Origin of the sequence: Streptomyces sp. CBMA123, assembly GCF_014596465.1 — a bacterium.
Taxonomy (GTDB): domain Bacteria; phylum Actinomycetota; class Actinomycetes; order Streptomycetales; family Streptomycetaceae; genus Kitasatospora.
This window is the reverse complement of sequence record NZ_MECK01000621.1, coordinates 49764-65313: the sequence shown is the minus strand read 5'-3', so window position 1 is coordinate 65313 and position 15550 is coordinate 49764. Positions and strand designations below refer to the sequence as shown.

General features: G+C 72.9%; 14 protein-coding genes. 11 read left to right on the top strand and 3 right to left on the bottom strand.

Features of this window, described 5'->3' with window-relative positions:
* The first annotated feature begins 284 nt into the window (after window positions 1-284).
* The 3 genes from BG452_RS41365 (at window position 285) to BG452_RS41355 (ending at window position 3736) form a co-directional block, all read left to right on the top strand.
* Complete coding sequence (locus BG452_RS41365; RefSeq protein ID WP_188309519.1) at window positions 285-1829, top strand: MFS transporter; 1545 nt, start codon at window positions 285-287, stop codon at window positions 1827-1829.
* 104 nt (window positions 1830-1933) lie between these two features.
* Window positions 1934-2323: an SCO5389 family protein gene (locus tag BG452_RS41360; RefSeq protein ID WP_188309518.1), complete on the top strand. Its 390-nt coding sequence runs from the start codon at window positions 1934-1936 to the stop codon at window positions 2321-2323.
* A gap of 300 nt (window positions 2324-2623) precedes the next feature.
* Window positions 2624-3736, top strand: a complete 1113-nt coding sequence (locus BG452_RS41355; protein ID WP_188309517.1) for an LLM class flavin-dependent oxidoreductase — start codon at window positions 2624-2626, stop codon at window positions 3734-3736.
* A 118-nt stretch (window positions 3737-3854) separates the two neighbouring features.
* On the opposite strand, the gene BG452_RS41350 is transcribed toward BG452_RS41355, so the two are convergent.
* Window positions 3855-4433, bottom strand: a complete 579-nt coding sequence (locus BG452_RS41350) for a TetR/AcrR family transcriptional regulator (RefSeq protein ID WP_188309516.1) — start codon at window positions 4431-4433, stop codon at window positions 3855-3857.
* A 143-nt stretch (window positions 4434-4576) separates the two neighbouring features.
* Here BG452_RS41350 and BG452_RS41345 point away from each other — a divergent pair, with 143 nt between their 5' ends.
* Entirely contained in the window at window positions 4577-5338 is a 762-nt protein-coding gene (locus BG452_RS41345) for an SDR family NAD(P)-dependent oxidoreductase (RefSeq protein WP_188309515.1), read from the top strand.
* Between the two features lie 524 nt (window positions 5339-5862).
* Here BG452_RS41345 and BG452_RS41340 read toward each other — a convergent pair.
* Together BG452_RS41340 and BG452_RS41335 are read right to left on the bottom strand one after the other, a co-directional pair.
* Complete coding sequence (locus BG452_RS41340; protein WP_188309514.1) at window positions 5863-7644, bottom strand: gamma-glutamyltransferase family protein; 1782 nt, start codon at window positions 7642-7644, stop codon at window positions 5863-5865.
* Between the two features lie 88 nt (window positions 7645-7732).
* Window positions 7733-8572, bottom strand: a complete 840-nt coding sequence (locus BG452_RS41335; protein WP_188309513.1) for a helix-turn-helix transcriptional regulator — start codon at window positions 8570-8572, stop codon at window positions 7733-7735.
* A gap of 104 nt (window positions 8573-8676) precedes the next feature.
* Here BG452_RS41335 and BG452_RS41330 point away from each other — a divergent pair, with 104 nt between their 5' ends.
* From BG452_RS41330 to BG452_RS41300, 7 genes are all read left to right on the top strand, one after another.
* A complete protein-coding gene (locus BG452_RS41330) occupies window positions 8677-9384 on the top strand; it encodes an SDR family NAD(P)-dependent oxidoreductase (protein WP_188309512.1) in 708 nt (235 codons plus the stop codon).
* 118 nt (window positions 9385-9502) lie between these two features.
* Window positions 9503-10582 (top strand): methyltransferase, encoded by a 1080-nt coding sequence (locus BG452_RS41325; protein WP_188309511.1) that lies wholly within the window; start codon window positions 9503-9505, stop codon window positions 10580-10582.
* A 110-nt stretch (window positions 10583-10692) separates the two neighbouring features.
* Window positions 10693-11634 (top strand): RimK family alpha-L-glutamate ligase, encoded by a 942-nt coding sequence (locus tag BG452_RS41320; RefSeq protein ID WP_188309510.1) that lies wholly within the window; start codon window positions 10693-10695, stop codon window positions 11632-11634.
* A 192-nt stretch (window positions 11635-11826) separates the two neighbouring features.
* Window positions 11827-12390, top strand: coding sequence for a papain-like cysteine protease family protein (locus tag BG452_RS41315; protein ID WP_188309509.1), 564 nt, complete (start codon window positions 11827-11829; stop codon window positions 12388-12390).
* A 10-nt stretch (window positions 12391-12400) separates the two neighbouring features.
* Window positions 12401-13279 carry a hypothetical protein gene (locus BG452_RS41310; protein WP_188309508.1) on the top strand — a complete coding sequence of 293 codons (879 nt, stop codon included), beginning with the start codon at window positions 12401-12403 and terminating at the stop codon, window positions 13277-13279.
* 184 nt (window positions 13280-13463) lie between these two features.
* Window positions 13464-13883 (top strand): hypothetical protein, encoded by a 420-nt coding sequence (locus tag BG452_RS41305; RefSeq protein ID WP_188309507.1) that lies wholly within the window; start codon window positions 13464-13466, stop codon window positions 13881-13883.
* Window positions 13884-14495: 612 nt separating this feature from the next.
* The gene (locus BG452_RS41300; RefSeq protein ID WP_188309506.1) at window positions 14496-15512 is read left to right on the top strand and encodes a LacI family DNA-binding transcriptional regulator; all 1017 of its coding nucleotides are present in this window, start codon (window positions 14496-14498) and stop codon (window positions 15510-15512) included.
* Window positions 15513-15550 lie beyond the last annotated feature (38 nt).

The window sequence follows — 15550 nt, the reverse complement described above, 5'->3', positions numbered from 1 at the left end:
CCGGTGGCAGGGGACCGGGCGCACCCCGCTATCGGGCTATCGGGCTATCGGGCTATCGGGCTATCGGGCTATCGGGCCGGGAACGGGCCTTGGACGACCCGGACACGCCAGGTCACCGCCCGTGACGCCGGGCGTTTCCCACCCCTGATCGGCGGATGTCCGAAACTCGCCGCTTGTCCGTAATGAACGGTTGTGTTCCCTATCGCCCGGGGCTACCTTCGGTAGTGGCGAACGAATCCGTCCCCCTGCCCGTCGTTCGCCCCCGAGCCATTGGGGAACCTGCCATGGCCACCTCGCGTGCCCTGGCCACGGCTCCGCCCGCGACCGCACGTCGGGGCCAGCACCCAGGGATTGCCCTCACCGTCATCGCGGCCACCCAGCTGATGGTGGTCCTCGACATCACGATCGTGAACATCGCCCTGCCGCACATCCAGCAGGCGCTGAAGTTCTCCACCACCGACCTGTCCTGGGTCATCAACGCCTACACCCTCACCTTCGGCGGGCTGCTGCTGCTCGGCGGGCGCGCCGGCGACATCCTCGGGCGCCGGCGGGTGTTCATCGTCGGCGTCCTGGTGTTCAGCCTGGCCTCGCTGCTCGGCGGGGTCGCCCAGAACGCCCCCTGGCTGCTGGCGGCCCGCGCTCTCCAGGGCCTGGGCGGGGCGATCGCCTCGCCGACCGCGCTGGCGCTGATCGCCACCAACTTCAAGGAGGGCCCGGAGCGCAACCGGGCGTTCGGGGTGTACTCCGCCGTGGCCGGTGCGGGCGGTGCGGTGGGCCTGCTGCTCGGCGGCATGCTGACCTCCTGGCTGTCCTGGCGGTGGGTGCTGTTCGTCAATGTGCCGATCGGCATCGCGATCGCCCTGCTGGCACCGCTCTACATCAACGAGTCCGAACGGCACCCTGGGCGCTTCGACCTGTCCGGCGCGTTCACCGCCACGGCGGGCATGGTCTCGCTGGTGTACGGCTTCATCCGGGCCTCCGACCACGGCTGGACGGACGCCGTCACCCTGACCGCCTTCGCCCTGGCCGTGGTGCTGCTGGCGGCCTTCCTGCTGAACGAGCGGCGGGTGGCCCAGCCGATCACCCCGCTGCACCTGTTCCGGGACCGCAACCGTTCCGGCGCGTACGGGCTGATGCTGTGCGTGGCGGCGACGATGTTCAGCATCTTCTTCTTCATCACCCTGTTCGTGCAGGAGATCCTCGACTTCAGCCCGCTGCGGGCCGGTTTCGCCTTCCTGCCGATCAGTGTGGCGATCGTCGCGGCCGCCCAGTTCGCGGCGCGCAACCAGGTGCGGTGGGGCCCGAAGCCGTTCCTGGTGACCGGCTCGGCGCTGGTGCTCGCCGGGGTGTTCTGGGCGACCAGGGTCGACATCCACAGCACCTACGCGGGCGGCGTCCTCGGGCCGACGCTGCTGTTCGGCTTCGGGATGGGCTCGATCTTCGTGCCGGTGATGCTCACCGCCGTCTCGCACGTGGCCCCGCACGAGACCGGCGCGGCCACCGGCATGCTCAACACCACGCAGCAGGTGGGCGGTTCGCTCGGCCTGTCGATCCTGGTCACGGTGTACGGCACGGCGAGCCGCAACGAGGCCCGGCAGCAGGTCGGAGCGTTCCTGCGGCAGGCGACCCCGCAGCAGGCGGTCGCGTTCCGGGCGAGCGGGCAGCTGCCGGCGCCGTACTCCTCGGAGGTGCTGGTGCACGGGATCGCGACGGCCTTCCAGATGGGGCTGGTGTTCGCGTCGCTGGCGGTGCTGATCGCGGTGTTCGTCATCAAGGTGCGACGACCGCCGGAGGCGGCGCCGGTCAGCCCTTCGGGGGGCGGTACTTGACAGGGCGTCGGGGCGTCCAGGACAGTCCTTTTACGCAAATGGTTTTCATCTTCGTTAACCATTCCCCGTCCGCGCCCAGCGCGCGCCCGCGAAAGAGGACCTCCATGTCGCTCGACGTCTCCCCCGCCCTGCTCGACCAGGCCCGCGCCGGCCGCGTGGACCAGGCCGACTTCCTCGACACCGTCCGCACCTCGCTCCCGTACGCCTACCAGGTCGTCGCCGGACTCAGCACCGAACTCGCCGCCACCGACGACGAGTTCACCACCGACAACACCACGCCCAGCGACGAGCAGCGCGCCCAGCTGCTGCGCGCGCTCGCCAGCAACGCCATCCGCGGCAGCCTGGAGGACCACTTCGGCGTCAAGCTCGCCTTCGTCAACTGCCACCGCGTCGGCGCCTTCCGCCCCGGATCGGACGACAGCGAGGCGTACCGGGAGTTCACCTCGCTGCACAACCAGATCCGCAACCAGAGCCCGGAGCTACGCAGCTGCTGATCCCCGTCCGGTTCCGCAGGCGGCCCCGGCGGGCCCCGCCCGAGGAGGGCGGGGCCCGCCGGGCGGCGTTCCCGGCGTCGCGTCTCCGCTTTCCGCGTTTCCGCCCGTGGCGGGTCCGTCTGTTGCGTTTCCGCCCGTGGCGTTTCCGTGTGTTGGGTTTCCGTCTGTTGCGCCGTGTTGCGGCCCGTTGTCCGGATCGCACGCCGATCTTGTGGCGCCGCGGGCGGCCTGCATACGGTCGACGAGCACCACCCGTCCGGCCCTCCCCGGGGCCGCAAGAGCCCACGCGGAGCCGCCACCATGCCGACCTCCCCACGCCCGCTGCGGAAACTCGGCTTCCTCACCATCGGACTCTTCGACGAGGCCGACCCGCGCCGGGGCCACGAATCCACCCTCGACCTGATCACCCTCGGCGAGCAGCTCGGCTTCGACAGCGCCTGGCTGCGCCACCGCCACCTCCAGTACGGGATCTCCTCCCCCGTCGCCGTCCTCGCCGCCGCCACCCAGCGCACCCGCCGCATCCAGCTCGGCACCGCCGTCACGCCGCTCGGCTGGGAGAACCCGCTGCGGCTCGCCGAGGACCTCGCCACCGTCGACGTCCTCTCCGGCGGCCGGCTCAACCCCGGCTTCAGCGTCGGCCCGCCCATCCACTACGAGCACGTGCGCGGCGCGCTCTACCCCGACACCGGCGCACAGGAGGACTTCAGCCCCGCCCGCGCCGAGCGCTTCCTCGCCCTGGTGCGCGGCGAGGACGCCTCCGACTTCGCGGGCACCGAGGGCATCGAGGTGTACTCGCGCCGCGTCCAGCCGCACTCCCCCGGCCTCGCCGACCGGCTCTGGTACGGCGCCGCCAGCCTGCGCTCGGCCTGCTGGGCGGGCGAGCAGGGGCTCAACCTGCTGACCAGCAACGTGGCCAAACCCGAACCCTCCGGTCCCGAACCCTCCGGCCGCGGACCCTCCGGCCGCGAACCCGACGACGCCGAAGCGCACTTCGCCGACATCCAGGCCGGACAGATCCGCGCCTTCCGCGCCCACCACCCCGACGGCGAGCACGCCAGGGTCTCCCAGGGCCTGGTGGTCATCCCCACCGACAGCGCCACCCCCGAGCAGCGCGCCAAGTACCGGGCGTACGCCCTCGCCCGCACCCCGCGCACCCTCGCCCCGCAGGGCCCGGCCCGACTGCTCTTCGCCCCCGACCTGGTCGGCGACTCCGAGGAACTCGCCGAACGGCTGCACGCCCACGCCGGCTACCGCGAGGTCGACGAAGTCGCCTTCGCGCTGCCGTTCACCTTCGGCCACGAGGACTACGTACAGATCCTCACCGACCTCGCCACCCGCCTCGGCCCCGCCCTCGGCTGGTCCCCCTCGACACCACCGGCACCACCGGCACCACCGGCGCCCGGTCAGGGCTGAGCCCGTCCGGTTCGGCCGACCGCTCCCACGGCTCGCGGAGGTCGGAACGCAGGGGCCGGGCCGGGCCGGGCGAAGCTTCGCCTGGGCGGCGATCACCGAGTGTCGGCAGACGGCGGCGTCAGTCCGCTGTGCCGTACCTGAGTCCGTCGAGGGTGAGGTCGAGGAGACGTTCGGCCTGTTCACGCTGTTCGGGCTTTCCCGAGGCGAGCGCGACGCCGGTGAGGGCGGCGAACATGTCGGCCGGGCCGACGTCCGATCGGATGCTCCCGGCGGCGGTCGCGGCATCCAGGAGCGAGGTGAGGGCGGTCATCATCAACTCCCGGCTGTGGGCGTAGGGGTTGACGCCGGAGTCGACGACGGCGCGGAGGGCCTCGGCCATCCCCAGTTTCGCGGTGGCGTAGTCGATGAAGCGCCCCATCCAGGCGCGGAGCGCCTCGCGTGGCGGCATGGCCGCCAGGAGTTCGGGGGCCGCCTCGCACAGCCGGCTCAGTTCGTTGCGGTAGGCGGCCTCGATCAGGAGTTCCCGGGTCGGGAAGTTGCGGTAGAGCGTGCCGGTCCCGACTCCCGCCGCCTTGGCGATGTGCTCCAGGTGGGCGTCCAGCCCCTGCTCCGCGAAGACACGCACCGCGGTGGAGAGGATCTTCTCCCGGTTACGCCGCGCGTCGGCCCGCAGCGGCCGGCCGGTCTCTGTGGTCACCGGAGGGCTCCTTCCTCGAAGAGTTGATAAGTGGAGGCGCCTCCGATTAGTGTGACGTAAGTGGCGGCGCCTCCACTTATGAGTGTAGGGCATGCGCTGCCATCGTTCGCATGGTGCAGGCAAGCACATCAGAGGAGAAGACGATGAGCCTCCCACTCGAAGGCAAGGTCGCCGTGGTCACCGGTGGCGCGTCCGGCGTCGGCCTGGGGATCGCCCAGGAACTCGTGGACCAGGGCGCCCACGTGGTCATCACCGACCTTCAGCAGGACCGGCTGGACGAGGCGGTCGCCAAGATCGGCCCGAACTCCTCCGGCATCGTGGCCGACGTCACCAGGCTTGCGGACATGGAGGCCGCGTACCAGGAGGTCATCACACACCACGGTCACCTCGACGCGGTCGTGGCCAACGCGGGCATCGGCGCGCACGCCCCACTCGGCGCGATCACCGAGGAGCAGTTCGACCGGACCTTCAACGTCAACGCCAAGGGCGTCCTGTTCACCGTCCAGCCGGCGATCGCACTGCTGCCGCCCGGCGGCACGGTCGTCGTCATCGGGTCGACCGCGTCCATCCAGCCCCCAGCCGGCATGGGCCTGTACGGCGGGTCCAAGGCCGCGGTGCGCGCCTTCATCCGGTCCTGGATCCAGGACATCAAGGGCACCGGCATCCGCATGAACGTCCTCAGCCCCGGCGCGGTGGACACCGAGTCCCTGCGCAGCGCCCTGGGCATGGCGCAGGGCGCCGAGGCCGTTGCCGCCGCGGTCCGGACGATGGGCGAGGGCAACCCGACGGGGCGGATCGCCGACCCGCGCGAGATCGGCAGGGCCGTGGCGTTCCTCTCCAGCGACGCCTCCAGCTTCATCACCGGCGTCGAACTCTTCGCCGACGGCGGCATGGCGCAGGTCTGAGCGGCCTATCCGGAGTGGCCAGAGGGTCCTTGGGCTTCGGCGCGGATGTGACGACGAGTGCGCATCAGGATCCGGCCGAGCATGTTCTTGCCGGTACCGGTCCTCCCGCGGCCCCACCCGCCGCACCGGTGGCGCTGGTGCTCCCGCTCGGCTCCTCGCATCCTGACACCGGGGGTGCCGGAGCCAGGAAGCGGCCTGTGGGGCTCCAGACGATCCGACGACAAGGACCGGCCCCGATCGTGGGGCTGCTCATTGGTCATGCGTAGCCGACGACGCCTTCAGCGAGCGAGTCGAACAGCAATCCCCAGTTGCCCGGCAGATGCCGCACTGCGGACACCAGGTGGAAGCGGACCACCGTCCACTCGTCGGGTCGGGCAGCCGTCCCGTGCTCTCGGATGACGTGCAGGCAGCGGTCGATGAACTCTGGCGAACTGATCGGCGAGTTCCTGTTCCATGGGGTCGACCGTCCTGGCGACGACCGACACGTCGGCCGGCAACGCCGCAGTGGGCGGCCGGCCCTGCGTTCACCGGCCGACGGCGTAGCCCTGCATGCCGCGCGGGTTGGCGCCCGCCGAGAGCACTCCGGTCTCCGGGTCGCGGGCGACGGCGCACAGCCGCCCCTCCGACCACGGCGGGCCGACGGTGACGTGGTGTCCGCGCCGGCGCAGCCGCTCAACGGTGTCCGGGCCGAACCGGGACTCCACGAAGAGGCTGCCGGGCCGGCTGCGGCGCGGGTGGAACGAGCTGGGGAAGCCCTCGGTGTGCCAGTTGGGGGCGTCGATCGCGCCCTGGAGGTCGAGCCCGCCGCGCACCGGCGGGCGCAGCGCGGCGGCGAGGAGGAAGTGCAGGCTCCACTGGTCCTGCTGGTCGCCGCCCGGGGTGCCGAAGGCCAGGACGGGTTGATCGCCGCGCAGGGCGAGCGAGGGCGAGAGCGTGGTGCGCGGACGGCGGCCGGGGGTCAGGGAGTTCGGCAGTCCGGGGGTGAGGGAGGCCATCTGGAGCCGGGTGCCGAGCGGGAAGCCGAGGCCGGGGACGACCGGGTTGGACTGGAGCCAGCCACCGCTCGGGGTGGCGGAGACCAGGTTGCCCCAGCGGTCGACCACGTCCAGGTGGCAGGTGTCGCCGCGGGTGGCGCCGTCCGTGCCGACGGTCGGTTCACCGGCCCCGGGCGCGTCCTCCTCGGACGGGCCCGGGGTGCGCACGTATTCCGCGAGGCGGGGTGCCCGTCCGTCCGGGCTGCCGGGCCTGAGGTCGTACGACGCCTGATCGGTGATGAGGGCGCGCCGGGCGTCGTTGTACCGGGGCGACAGCAGCGCGTCGATCGGCACCTCGGCCGCGTCGCCGTACCAGGCCTCGCGGTCGGCCATCGCGAGCTTGGTGCCCTCGACCAGGGTGTGGACGTACTCGGCCTCGTCGAGCGCGCCCACGTCCGATGGCAGCAGGGCGAGTTGCTGGAGGAACACCGGCCCCTGGCTCCACGGCCCGGGCTTGGCCACCGTCCAGCCGTTCCAGGTGGAGGTGACCGGTTCCTCGTAGTGCGCGCGGAAGCCCGCCAGGTCGTCCCCGGTCAGGGTGCCCGCGTGCCGCTCGCCGGAGGTGTCCATCGCGGGCCGGGCGGCGAAGTCGGCGAGCTCCTCGGCGATGAAGCCCTCCCGCCAGATCCGCCGGGCGGCGTCGATCTGCGCCTCGCGCCCGCTCCCGGCGGCCTCCGCCTCCCGGATCAGCCGCCGCCACGTCGCGGCGAGCGCCGGGTTGGTCAGCAGCGCGCCGGGCTGCGGGGCCTGCCCGCCGGGCAGGTAGAGCTCCGCCGAGCTCGTCCACTCCTTCTCGAACAGCTCCCGCACCGTCTCGACGGTCGTCCCGACCCGCTCGACCGCCGGGTGCCCGTTCTCGGCGTAGCCGATGGCGAAGCGCAGCACGTCGGCGAGCCGCCTGGTGCCGTGGTCGCGCAGCAGCAGGAGCCAGGCGTCGAAGGCCCCGGGCACGGCGGCCGCCAGCGGCCCCGTCCCGGGGACGAGCGAGAGCCCGAGCGAGTGGTAGTGCCCGATCCGCGCCCCCGCCGGCGCCGGCCCCTGCCCACAGAGCACCCGTACCGGCCCGTCCGCCGGCGCGAGGATGATCGGCACCTCCCCCGCCGGCCCGTTCAGGTGCGGCTCCACCACGTGCAGCGTGAACCCGGCCGCCACCGCGGCGTCGAAGGCGTTCCCGCCGTCCTCCAGCACCGCCATCCCCGCCGCCGACGCCAGCCAGTGCGTCGACGACACCATCCCGAAGGTCCCCTGCAGCGTCGGCCGGGTCGTGAACATCGGTATCCCTCCATGCCCGTGCGGCTGGAAGGAATCCTGACCGGCCCCGCCGGGCTTGTCACCACCGCGCCGGTGGGCGTCACGGCGGTCAGCCGGCGAGCGTCTGCGTCCCCAGGACGGTGATCAGCGCGAGGCGCTCGGCGGCGTCGGTGCCGGGCTCGGCCGTGTAGACCATGATGCGCAGGTCGCTGCCCGCCACGGTCAGCACGTCGCAGTCGAGCGTCACGGGCCCCGCGTCCGGGTGGTCGATGGTCTTGTGCGCGGCCTCGTGCCGGCCGACGGTGCCGGAGTCCCACAGCGCGGCGAACCGGTCGCTGCCCGCGCGCAGTTCCCCGACCAGGCGCCGCAACCGCCGGTCGGCCGGGTACCGGTCCGCGGCCACCCGCAGGTCGGCGACCACCGCGGCTTCGAACGCGCGCAGGGACTCGGGCGTGTGCCGGGCCCGGCTGCCGGGGCCGATGAAGTGCCGCCACACGCCGTTGCGTTCGTTGCCGCGCCAGCCGGACGGGTCACCCATCAGCGCCGCGTACGGCGGGTTGGCGGTCAGCAGCGTCCAGCACGCGTCGTAGACCGCCACCGGCGTCCCGGCCAGCCGGTCCAACAACCGCTGGACGCTCGGGGTCAGGTGGGTCGGCACCGTCTCCGGGCCCGGCGGCACCAGTCCGGCCAGCCGGAAGAGGTGGCCGCGCTCGGCGCCCGACAGCCGCAGTGCCCGGGCCAGGGCCTCGACGACCTGCGCCGAAGGATGGGCGGCGCGCCCTTGTTCGAGGCGGGTGACGTAGTCGGCGGAGATGCCGGCCAGCAGGGCCAGCTCCTCCCGGCGCAGGCCCGCGGCCCGTCGGTGCCCGCCCCCGGGCAGACCGGACTCCTGCGGGGAGGACCGGTCCCGCCAGCGGCGCACCGCCCGCCCGAATTCCGCGTTTGCCATGCCTGCCAGTCTGCACCCGGCACGGGCGGGCCTGCCTGGTACCGCTGGTCCCAGGAAGGCGGGACGGCTGGCTGGGTGCGCCACCGCGGCGGGACGCTGGAGGCATGACGACAACACTGATCACCGGAGCGAACAAGGGCCTGGGCTTCGAGACCGCCCGCCGACTCGTCGCCGCCGGCCACACCGTCTACCTCGGGTGCCGGGACGCCGAACGCGGGCGCCGGGCCGCCGAGCGGCTCGGCGCGCGGACCGTCCTGCTCGACGTCACCGATGACGCGTCCGTCGCCGCGGCGGCCCGGGCGGTCGGCGCCGACGGTGGACTGGACGTCCTGGTCAACAACGCCGGCGTCGAGGCACGGGCCGAGGACAACAGCGTGGTCGGCGCCGCGGAGGTCACCGGGGACATGATGCGGCGGGTGTTCGACACCAACGTGTTCGGCCCGGTGCGCGTCCTGCACGCCTTCCTCCCGCTGCTGCTGCGCTCCACGGCGCCGGTCGTGGTCAACGTCAGCAGCGGTCTGGCCTCGCTGACCCGGGTCAGCACCCCCGGCACGCCGACCCACGCCTACCCGGGGGTCGCCTACCCGGCGTCCAAGGCCGCGCTCAACATGATCACCGTGCAGTACGCCAAGGCGTTCCCGGCCCTGCGGATCAACGCGGTGGAGCCCGGCTACACGGCGACCGACCTGAACGGGCACACCGGCACCCAGTCCGTGGCGGAGGGCGCGGAGATCATCGTCCGGATGGCCCAGGTAGGCCCGGACGGCCCCACCGGCGGCTACTTCGCCCTCGACGGCCGCCTCCCCTGGTAGGCCCCGGACGCGCCTGATCGGCAGGCGGGCCGACGGGCCGGCCGGCGGGGCGGGCTTCGGCGCCGCCTGCCAGGGGAAGCGTTTCCGGGCGGGGGAATCCGGAGCAGAGGAGGACGGTATGGACCGGAGCGACGGCAGGTTCCCCGACGGGTCGGCGGACGCGGCGGCCGGGAGCGGGGGCGGCGATCCCGACGAGCGCTACCGCCGCTCCAACGCCTTCCTGGTGGACGAGATTCTCGGCTTCCTCTACCCCGCCGCGCTGCGCGCCGCCGCCGAGGTGGGCGTGGCCGACCACCTCGCGAAGGGCCCCGGCACCCCCGCCGAGCTGGCCGCCGCCACCGGTACGGACGCCGGCGGTCTGTACCGGGTGCTGCGGCTGCTCGCCACCCGGGGTGTCGTGGCGGAGGACGGGTCGGGCCGGTTCGCGCTGACCGAGGCCGGGCAGGCGCTGCGCAGCGACGTCCCGTACTCCGCGCGGGCGGCCGTCCGGATGCTCAGCGACCGCACGATGTGGCGGCCCGCCGGGGAGTTGACGCGCTGTCTCACCGAGGACGGCTCGGCGTTCGAGGAGATCTTCGGCATGCCGTTCTTCGACCACTTCGCCCAGGACGCGCGCACCGCCGACGTCTTCCACGTGGGCATGGCGGCGATGTCCGACGCGGAGAACGCCGCGATCGCGGCCGCCTACGACTACCCGCCGAGCGGCACCGTCGTGGACGTCGGCGGCGGCCACGGCGGTCTGCTGCTGGAGGTGCTGCGCCGCAACCCCGGGCTGACCGGCGTCCTGTACGACCGCCCCCACGTCCTGGCCGGCCACCGCCTGGGCGCGGCCGAGGAGTTGGCGGGTCGGTGGAGCCTCGCGGAGGGCGACTTCTTCACGGCCGTGCCGCCCGGCGACGTCCACCTGCTCAAGCGGATCACCCACGACTGGGACGACGACCAGTGCGCGACCCTGCTGGGCCACTGCCGACGCGCCCTGCGCCCGGGCGGCCGGGTCCTGGTGCTGGACGCGGTGGTCCCGCGCGGCAACGCCCCGCACCAGTCCAAGGCGCTGGACCTGATGATGCTGGCCTCCCTCGGCGGCCGGGAGCGCACCGAGGAGGACTTCGCGGACCTCCTCGGGAAGTCCGGCCTGCGCCTGACCCGCGTCATCCCCACCCCGACGGTCCTCTCCGTGGTGGAGGCCGTCCCGGCCTGACCCGCCGCCGGGGCCGCTCCCCCTGGGGACCGGCCCCGGCGTGCCCCGAGGGGTGGCGCTGGACCGCTGCGGTCTTGCCGGGAGGGGGACTTACCGGTTCCATGGCCACCATGGCAGACGGCGAGCTCATCCTGATGACGGATCACGGTTCGACCGAGGGCAGCCGGAACGTGCTGGCCACCGCCGTACGCCGGCTCACCGGGCGGGCGCCCGTCCTGCTGGACGCGCGGCACTTCATGTCCGGCGGCGACGGCAGGATCGAGACCGACGGTACGGGCCTGCGGCTGACGGCCGACCGGCGGAGCGTGACGGCGGACACCGTGCTCGTCTACGAGATCCCGCCGCACCGGCGCCGGGACTTCGAGGCCTGCCAGCGCCGGCTGCACGCCCACGGCGCCCGGTCGCTGGGCACGGGAGCCGACGCCTGGCGGGCGGCCACCGAGAAGGACCTGACCGTGGACCGCCTCACACGCGACGGCGTCCCGCACATGCCCACGCTCACCCTGCGCCGGCCCACCCCGCAGGAGGCCGCCGACGCCTTCGACCGGCTCGGCGGCGACGTGTGGGCCCGGCCGACCGTCGGCATGGGCGGCAACGACGTCTTCCACCTCACCACCCACCGCCAACTCGCCGATGCCGCGGCCCACTACGCCGCCCAGGGCGCCGACTGGCTGATCGCCCGGGACGCGGCGAACTTCACCCCGGACGGCCGCCGCCACCAGTACCGGGCGGTGGTGCTCGGCGAGCGGGTGGTCCGCGCCGTGGAGCACATCCAGCCGGATCCCGACGCGCCGTGCAACGAGAGCCAGGGGGCGGCCTCCACCCTGCTGGCGGTCGAGGACCTGCCGGCGGGCCTGGCCGAGCTGGCCGTGTCCGCGACGAAGTGCCTCGGACTGCCCTTCGCCGGGGTCGACCTGGCCGCGGAGAACGGTGGCGTCGTCTTCGAGGTCAACGTCCACCCGATGTTCGGCACCGTCCGCGGCCTGGAGACCGTCGCCCTGCCGTACGTCGCCGCCCACCTCGAGCTGAACCGGCGGCCGACGCCGGCCTGACCCTGTTCCACTCCGCTGCCCCTCGGCCGCCGGCGCAGGTGACACCCGTCGCCCAGCGGCGTGCCGCCGGTGCCGGTTGACCCGTTCAGGCAGAGTTCCTTCGCTCACTATCCGTATCGGCGCCATTCCGTGCTGTCATGGCTCTGCAAAATCCCCCGGCGCTCATGCGCATTCGCACGGGAAGGCAGACCCATGGGCAGATCCACATGCGCGGTCAGGGCGACAGCCGTCGCCCTGACCGCTTCGGCGTTACTCGCCACCGCGGCCGGACAGGCGCAGGCCGAGGCCGGACAGGACACGATCACCATGCTGAAGCAGGAGAAGACCCAGTGGTGCTGGGTCGCCTCCGGGCTGACCATCGCGAAGTTCCACGGCTACGGCAGCACGCAGACGGACTTCTGCAACCGGGCCCAGCCCTACTACGGCTGCAACAACCAGCCGGCCACGCTCGACGACATGGCCAGGGGCTGGAGCAGCCTGGGCATGACCCGCCCCGGCACGGGCCTGAGCAGCGCGGCCACGTTCAACCAGGTCTACACGGACGTCAAGGCGGCCCGGCCGGTCGCGGCCCGCATCGGATGGACCTCCGGTGGCGGTCACATGAACGTGGTCTACGGCTTCGACACCTCGAACAACACCATCGGCGTCGCCGACCCGTGGCCGGACACCGCCACATACACGTGGTGGAACTACCAGGACTACGTCAGCAACAGCTCGTTCAAGTGGACCCACTCCCGGATCGGCATCTCCCAGTAAGGCAGGCGGCATGCGCGACACCAGAACACCCAGCGAGCGGACGGCCTTCCGGCTCTCCCGCCCCTCCCGGCTGGCCACCGTCCTGACCGTGGGCGCCACGGCGCTGCTGGCCCTCGCCGGCCCCGTCCACGCGGCCCCGGCCAAGGATCCGGTTCCGGCGGACATCCCGGACTACCAGGCCGCCCTCGACCTGGTGAGGTCGGCCGACGTCCACGACGCGGTCTGCCGCTTCCTCAGCGTCCCGCTGCCGCAGGGCAACGGGGCCGCAATGGCGCAGCGGATCCCCGACAGCGCCGCGCCGTGCGAGGGCATCCCGGCGTTCACCGTCAACGACCCGCTGGCCCTGAACGAGATCACCCCCGGCTTCGCCGCGGGGACGGCCCTGCCGATCCCCTCCGAGGCGATCCGACTGAGCCATCTGGTCTCCGCGTTGAACGCCCCGGTCAACGGGCGCAACGCCACCGTCATGCTCGCCCCCACCGACGGCGGCGGCTGGCACCTGGCCGCCGTGCGCGACGGCGACGGCGACGCCGTGTACGCGGGCAAGGCCAAGGTCGGGAGCCTGGTGTTCAGCGAGCCGCAGATCCGCGGCTGGTACCAGCTGACCCTCACCAAGGTCGAGCCGCTCAACGACCAGGCACGGCAGGGCCTGAACGGCCGGTCCTCGGCCTCGCTGAGCGACTACCAGAAGCTGGTCAAGGCCCGCTACGCCGACAAGCTGCCCGGCTCGGCGTACGACACCACCGGCATGTCCAGCGGCTACGGCGGCGCGGAGAAGACGGCGGCGGCCTCGTCCTCGACGCCCGTGCTCGTCGGCGGTTCGAGCGCGGCCCTGGCGCTCGCGGGCACCGTCCTCTTCCTCCGCCGCCGGCGACGCACCACCGGCTGACCCCGGCTCCCTTCGCCCCGGTCCCCGGCTCCAGGCCAGGGCCGGGGCGAAGCCGTGGCCGGCAGGGCCTGGCCAGAGCGCGCGCTCCCGCGGCAGCGGATGGCCGAGCCGGGCCTCACACAGGAGGCCGAGGACGGCCGAAAACCGCGTGCGCCGCGATCATGGCGCCTGCCAAGCTCGTCCCATGCCTGCCCGTAACCGCCACCTGCCCCGGAACATGTCGTGGCCGCTCACGCCGACCGACATCCGCACCGCCCTCGGCGACGCGCTGATGGATGCCGTCGACCTTTCGTTCCACGAACACATCTCGGGGAGCGAGGTACTGCTGTCCGCCATCTGGCACCCCATGACTCGCTCGAACTACGACTACGGCGAACTCCCCGACTGGTGGGGGAAGGTGCAGGTCAGCGTCGGCGCGCTCCCCAGCCACGAACGAGCCCGGGCCCGTGAGGTGCTGCGTGAGCACGCACTCCCCGCACTCCGGGACTGGACGGCCGAGGCCCTCCAGCGGACGGGTGAAGCCTGGGCGCTGCATACCCGCCATCGCCACTGGTGGGTCGAAGACGGCAGAGTGCACCACTGCGAGCACACCTGGGAAGGGTAGGTTCGCTGAGCCCTGGGGCCGGCCTGACGGTGTGGCAGTTGGCCTCGCTACCGCCGTGTCGTAGCCCTCGAAGGGGACCGGTACGGCTGGTGAAGGCCGCCGGCCGGTCGTCCGCAGCCGGCTCCAGCACATCGCTCCTCGGCAGGCTCCGGCGTCGTCGCGGGCCGCCGCTCCTGGCGCGAGCCGGCGAAGGGCCGCTGCGGTCGTCGGCCTGGGGCGCTGCGGGTGCTCCGCCAACTCGGCGAGATCATGCGGTCACAGCGTCCAGGGGCGGCGGGATGCGGTTCGCCGACGGGGGCTCGCCCCGATGGCGACAGAATCAGACGGGATCCATCACGCGTCAACGCTCCGACACTCCGTCATATTTTCGCTCTGCATGACGAAAACCGAGTGAAACTCCTGTTCAGATCCGACGGGGCTCGCTACATTCCACCGCTGGGACACCCGCGCGCCCTGCTCCTCGGTGCGGGCGTACGTCTCGAAGCGAGGAAGCCCCGGCCTGCGCTTCCTCGCCGTCCCTCCCGGCGGCCGGTACCGGCCGGCGGAGGACGCCGGACTGACATGGTTGCCGCCGAGTCGGGAGCCGGCGAAGAGCACGAGGTGGGGACGGCAATGGAGCACGAGAAGGTCGGGATCGTCGAGGTGGCCGAGCGCGCGGGGGTGAGCGTGGCGACCGTCAGCCGGGTCCTCAACCGCAGGACGGGCGTCTCGCCGAAGACCCGTCAGGCGGTCGAGCGGGTGCTGGAGGAGCTCGGGTACGAGCGCAGCGCCACCGGTGGCGGCGTCATCGGGGTGATCACCCCCGGTCTGTCGATCCCGATCTTCGGCGTGCTGGCCGAGAGGATCGGTCTGGCCCTTGCCCCCCACGGTCTGCGGGCCGTCGTCTGTCCCGCCCTGCCGGGCGGTGTCCAGGAGCGGGACTTCCTCAAGTCGCTGCTGGACCTCGGCGCCAGCGGCATCGTGTTCTGCTCCGCCAGCAACACCCTGGACGCCGTCGACCCCGAGCTGGTGCCGATGCTGGAGAGCCGGGCCGTCCCGTACGTGTGCATCAACGGGCGTTTCGAGGAGGGCAGTTCGGTCGCGTACTCGACCGACGACGGGTACGCCGCCGAGCTCTCCGTGCGCCATCTGCACCAACTCGGGCACCGCCGGATCGGGATGGCCGCCGGCCCGGTCGGGAACCGGCCGGCCGACCGGCGGGTCAAGGGCTACCGCGCCGCGATGGCGGCCGTCGGCCTCGACCCCGAGGGGCTGGTCGTGCGTCAGACCTATTCGGTGGAGGGCGGCCGGTTCGCGGCCGAGCAGCTGCTGGACCAGGGCGCCACCGCGGTGATCGCCTGCAGCGACCAGATGGCCCTCGGGGCGATCCGCGCCGCCCGTCGCCAGGGCCTCGCCGTCCCCGGGGACGTCTCGGTGATCGGCTACGACGACGGCCCGCTGATGGAGTTCACCGACCCGCCGCTGACCACCGTGCGCCAGCCCGTCGACCGACTGGCGGCCGAGGTCGCCCGTGGCCTGGTCGGGCTGCTCGCCGGGCGCCAAGTGCCGGTCGGCGAGCTGATGTTCCAACCCGAGGTCGTCGTGCGCGGCACGACCGGCCCCCACCACGACCGGCGGCCGCCGTCCTGAGGCCGCCGGGGAGCACATCCCCCAACGACGATGTCGGA

Bases quoted from the DNA above. Each gene is read 5' to 3' on its own strand.
- BG452_RS41365 (WP_188309519.1), top strand. From the start codon at position 285: ATGGCCACCTCGCGTGCCCTGGCCACGGCTCCGCCCGCGACCGCACGT.
- BG452_RS41360 (WP_188309518.1), top strand. From the start codon at position 1,934: ATGTCGCTCGACGTCTCCCCCGCCCTGCTCGACCAGGCCCGCGCCGGC.
- BG452_RS41355 (WP_188309517.1), top strand. From the start codon at position 2,624: ATGCCGACCTCCCCACGCCCGCTGCGGAAACTCGGCTTCCTCACCATC.
- BG452_RS41345 (WP_188309515.1), top strand. From the start codon at position 4,577: ATGAGCCTCCCACTCGAAGGCAAGGTCGCCGTGGTCACCGGTGGCGCG.
- BG452_RS41340 (WP_188309514.1), bottom strand. From the start codon at position 7,644: ATGTTCACGACCCGGCCGACGCTGCAGGGGACCTTCGGGATGGTGTCG.
- BG452_RS41335 (WP_188309513.1), bottom strand. From the start codon at position 8,572: ATGGCAAACGCGGAATTCGGGCGGGCGGTGCGCCGCTGGCGGGACCGG.
- BG452_RS41330 (WP_188309512.1), top strand. From the start codon at position 8,677: ATGACGACAACACTGATCACCGGAGCGAACAAGGGCCTGGGCTTCGAG.
- BG452_RS41325 (WP_188309511.1), top strand. From the start codon at position 9,503: ATGGACCGGAGCGACGGCAGGTTCCCCGACGGGTCGGCGGACGCGGCG.
- BG452_RS41320 (WP_188309510.1), top strand. From the start codon at position 10,693: ATGGCAGACGGCGAGCTCATCCTGATGACGGATCACGGTTCGACCGAG.
- BG452_RS41315 (WP_188309509.1), top strand. From the start codon at position 11,827: ATGGGCAGATCCACATGCGCGGTCAGGGCGACAGCCGTCGCCCTGACC.
- BG452_RS41310 (WP_188309508.1), top strand. From the start codon at position 12,401: ATGCGCGACACCAGAACACCCAGCGAGCGGACGGCCTTCCGGCTCTCC.
- BG452_RS41305 (WP_188309507.1), top strand. From the start codon at position 13,464: ATGCCTGCCCGTAACCGCCACCTGCCCCGGAACATGTCGTGGCCGCTC.
- BG452_RS41300 (WP_188309506.1), top strand. From the start codon at position 14,496: ATGGAGCACGAGAAGGTCGGGATCGTCGAGGTGGCCGAGCGCGCGGGG.